Origin of the sequence: Staphylococcus argensis (assembly GCF_002902305.1) — a bacterium.
GTDB classification, from domain to species: Bacteria; Bacillota; Bacilli; order Staphylococcales; family Staphylococcaceae; genus Staphylococcus; species Staphylococcus argensis.
This window is the reverse complement of sequence record NZ_PPPX01000005.1, coordinates 1-469: the sequence shown is the minus strand read 5'-3', so window position 1 is coordinate 469 and position 469 is coordinate 1. Positions and strand designations below refer to the sequence as shown.

The 469-nt window shown below is 36.9% G+C and carries 1 tRNA gene; it reads left to right on the top strand.

Annotated features, from left to right (window positions below):
- Window positions 1-270: 270 nt before the first annotated feature.
- Window positions 271-347, top strand: a tRNA-Ile gene (locus CD039_RS06710).
- Window positions 348-469 lie beyond the last annotated feature (122 nt).

Here is a 469-nt window from a genome sequence, read left to right as displayed (position 1 = left end):
TTTCTAAGGATTATTATTCGGAACATCTTCGTAGAAGATGAAAACGGAATAACGGTGGCATATTGCATTTAGTTTTGAATGCTCATCAGAGTGTTCAATTAAATAGAGGAAAGTGCAAATGCTTGACTCTTAAAAATATCATTTTCGAAAGAAAGCGATTCTCAATCGATGAATTGAGCTGAAAGTGAAAGGAGCTTACTTAGTGTAAGTAACTGCACACTTGAAGCGAGAATGAAGAAGAGTGAAAGCGCTTGACTCGAAAATAATTGAGGGCCTATAGCTCAGCTGGTTAGAGCGCACGCCTGATAAGCGTGAGGTCGGTGGTTCGAGTCCACTTAGGCCCACCATTTATTTGACAAGTTTCTATTGTATTTATTAAAATGAAATTTGTTCTCAAAAGTACTAACTTTTGAAGTTGCACATTGAAAACTAGATAGTAAGTATAGATTTTACCAAGCAAAACCGAGTG